At 66.7% G+C, this 3,440-nt stretch carries 3 protein-coding genes; all 3 read right to left on the reverse strand.

Annotation, left to right across the window (positions count from 1 at the left end; genetic code table 11):
- Window positions 1-138 precede the first annotated feature (138 nt).
- Window positions 139-2,262, reverse strand: coding sequence for a manganese-exporting P-type ATPase CtpC (gene ctpC, locus WBF82_RS11925; RefSeq protein ID WP_424383235.1), 2,124 nt, complete (start codon window positions 2,260-2,262; stop codon window positions 139-141).
- Window position 2,263: 1 nt separating this feature from the next.
- Complete coding sequence (locus tag WBF82_RS11930) at window positions 2,264-2,542, reverse strand: DUF1490 family protein (protein WP_424383236.1); 279 nt, start codon at window positions 2,540-2,542, stop codon at window positions 2,264-2,266.
- 183 nt (window positions 2,543-2,725) lie between these two features.
- Window positions 2,726-3,440 (reverse strand): TIGR03089 family protein (locus WBF82_RS11935; protein ID WP_424383237.1); only part of this gene is annotated, 715 nt, incomplete at its 5' end.

Raw genomic sequence — 3,440 nt, forward strand, 5'->3', positions numbered from 1 at the left:
CGACAGGTCCGACGTGAAGACCTTGTCGGCATGCGACAGCCGTTCGCTGGCAACGGGGTCGAGCGGGGTCTCTGACACGTGCATATCCTTTCGCCGGTTGCGCACATCGTACGAGCCGGACGCCGGACGCAGCGCCGTTCAGTCCAGGCGGTAACGAATCAGCCGAGAACTGTTTGCGACGACGGCGACAGAGGACGCGTTGTGCAGTATCGCGGCCAGCACCGGCGACAAGGCGCCTCCGGCGCCGATCAGCAGGCCGGCGGCGTTGACCGCGATTGACATGCCGTAGTTCTGCCGAATGACCTCGACCGCGCGGGCGCCCAGGTCGCCCACGTCGAGCAGGCGGTTCAGATCGTCGTTGGCCAGGGCGACATCGGCGGTCTCGACGGCGACGTCGGTGCCGGCCAGGCCCATGGCGATGCCGATGTTGGCGGCCGCCAACGCCGGGGCGTCGTTGATGCCGTCGCCGACCATGCCGACGATGTAACCCTCGTCTTGCAATTGGCGAACCACTTCGAGTTTGTCCTCGGGCAGCACCTCGGCACGCCATTCGTCGATGCCCAGCTCGCCGGCCACCACCGTCGCGATGTCGGGGTGATCGCCGGTGAGCATGACAATTCGGCGGATTCCGTTGGAACGCAGCTTCTTCAGCACATCGGTTGCTTCGGCCCGGACTTCGTCGCGCAGGCTGATCAGCCCGACCAGCATGCCGTCGACCGCGAGCAGCAACGGGGTTTCGGCCTGGCGGCGCAGTGTGTCGACCCATTCCGCTGCCTTCTTGGACACCTTGACGTTTTCCGAGCGCAACAGCGACGGGCTGCCCAGCAGCAGTGTTCGCCCGTCCGCCCAGGTTCGCATGCCCAGGCCGACCAGCACCTCGCATTCCTCGTGCGGCGGAATGATGATGCGGCGTTCCTCGGTCGAGCGGATCACGGCCTCGGCCAGCGGGTGCCGGGAGTGCAGCTCCGAGCTGGCGGCATAGGCGAGCACCTGCTCCGGCTGCCAATCTTTGTGCAGTGCAATGATATTCGTCACAACCGGGCGCCCGACAGTGAGCGTGCCAGTCTTGTCGAAGACGATCGCGTCCACCCGACCCGCCTGTTCCAGATGTGACCCGCCCTTGATCAGGATGCCGCGGCGCGCGCCGTTGCCGATCGCTGCGCTGATCGCGGTCGGCGTCGCCAGGCCCACTGCGCACGGGCAGGCGATCAGCAACATCGTCATCGCGCGACGGACGTCTCCGGTGATCGCCAGGGTGATCGCGGACACGATGAACGAGATCGGAACGAAGCGACGGGAGAAGTTCTCGCCGACGGTCTGAATCGGTGCCCGATCATGTTGCGCCTCTTCAACTCTGCTGATGATCCGCCCGATGGTGGTTTCATTGCCGACGGCGCGAGCGCGAACCACCAGCCGCCCGCGCAGCACCACCGAGCCCGCGTGCACCGCCCCGCCGGCGACGATGCTGACCGGCAGCGTTTCGCCGGTGATCGCTGACTGGTCAACAACGGCCTCGCCGTCGACCACGTCGCCGTCGACCGGTATCGCCACGTGGTCGTGAATTACTACGTCGTCGCCGATCTGGATGGTGTCGATCGGAACCTGAACCTCGTTGTCGTCAACGCGAATCCACGCCGTGTCGGCGGTGCCGCGCAGCAGATCCGAGATGGCCCGTCGAGTCCGTCGCAATGTCAAATCTTGAAGGTACTCACCGATATTGAGCAGCCACAGCACGGTGAGCGCGACGACGTTCTCACGCAGCACCAGGCTGGCCACGGTCGCCGCGGTGACCAGCGCATCGGTGCCGGCGCGCCCGGACCGCAGCGAGCGCAACGCGCCGCGAAGGAACGGATAGCCCATGAACACCGTCGCGCCGGCCGCGACCAGCTGGCCGGAAGGGCCCAGCAGCGGCGGGCGGTTGAAGGCATAGCGGCGTAGCCCGAGCAAGGCGAGCGCGGTCCCGCCGATGACCATGCGCAGCACCTCGGTATTACGGACATCGGACGATCGCGGTGTGCGAGCCGGGATCAGTTCGGGGGCAACGTGTTCGGCCGAGGAGATCGCCGCCAGTACTGCGTCACGATCGCAGCGTCTCGGCGAATACCAGACGACGACCGAGCCGGTGTGGGGGTAGGCGTGTACGGTCCGCACGCCGTCCTGCTTATCGACCGCCTCTTCGACCGCGACGGCGCGTCGGGAGTTCGAACGCACCCATCCGACCTGCACCCGCATCCGCCCGGCCGCGTCCGAGACGACGCGCATGTCAGTGCTCGTGGTCGTGATCGCCGATCGCCGGAGGCTGCGCTTCCTCGCCGATGCGCTCGCGAGCTTCGGCCACGACGTCGGCCACCTTCAGCCGGGCTGACTCCGCCGCTACCTCGGCGCGACGAGTTCCGCGCAGTCCCCACTCCGTCGCGGTCACGGCAGCGTCGTGAAGTGGGGCCTTGGCCAGGGCCTTCCGCACAACCTCGTAGGCGCTCACCCCGACCAGACCGGTGACCACCGTGCCAGCCGCCTTACCCAAAAGCCCGTGCACCAACATCCCCATAACCTTCCTACGTTGTCGTGCCGCCAAATTTAACATAGAAATATTGCGATACCAACATGAATCGAGGGTCGCGACTGAGTATCAGGAGTCTCAGCAGCCTCGTTAGTCGCTGTCGACAGGACGACTCTCTTCTCTTTTCGGCGAGAGGGTCCCGGCCCCGAGCTGGTGCTGGTGTGACTACTGAGAGCCAAACACGCGAGTGACCTTCTCCATCTCGACCTTTCGCGGCAGCGCGGCCGGGTCTGGGTTGGCCACCTGGACCAGCGATCCACCGATCGACAGAACCGCCAGCAGACCCTCGATCATGTCGTCGGGCCCATCCCACGACGCGGTCGACAGCACCCGATCACCTGCCGTCAAACCCTTTGTCGCCACGGATGTTTGGCAGGCGGCCAGCACCTCGTCGACCGATCGGCCGGCCAACGCCGGGCCGGGATGGTGCTCGGCGGCAATCTGGTCACCGTGCACGCGCACCGCGGTCGCATAGTCGGTGACACCGACCGGCAGATCGGCCGCCGGGCGGCCGAACGGGTCCAGCGACAGCACCGCGACCTCGGCGGCGCCGGTTGCGTCAGCCTCGTCGAGCCGTTCGGCCGTGCACAGTGCGACATCTGCCGCCGAACCGCCGAGTACTACGTCCGCGCCGATCCACCACACCCCGAACAGCACCGCCGCCGTCTGCCAATGCGCAGGTAACAGGACCGCCACCCGGCTGGCCGGCCCGGCGCCCAACTCGTCGCGTAACAGGTTGCCGGTCTTGGCCGCCCAGTTGGCCAGTGTCACCGCGGATAGCTCGATGCGCTCACCAGTGGCGTCGTCGTAGTAGGTGATACGCGGCCCGACCGGATCGGCGCGCAGCATCGGGTCCAGCACCGCTGCACTGAGCGTGCTC

Origin of the sequence: Mycobacterium sp. (assembly GCF_049673265.1) — a bacterium.
In the GTDB taxonomy this organism is placed as follows: Bacteria; Actinomycetota; Actinomycetes; order Mycobacteriales; family Mycobacteriaceae; genus Mycobacterium.

Bases quoted from the DNA above. Each gene is read 5' to 3' on its own strand.
- ctpC (WP_424383235.1), bottom strand. From the start codon at position 2,262: ATGCGCGTCGTCTCGGACGCGGCCGGGCGGATGCGGGTGCAGGTCGGA.
- WBF82_RS11930 (WP_424383236.1), bottom strand. From the start codon at position 2,542: ATGTTGGTGCACGGGCTTTTGGGTAAGGCGGCTGGCACGGTGGTCACC.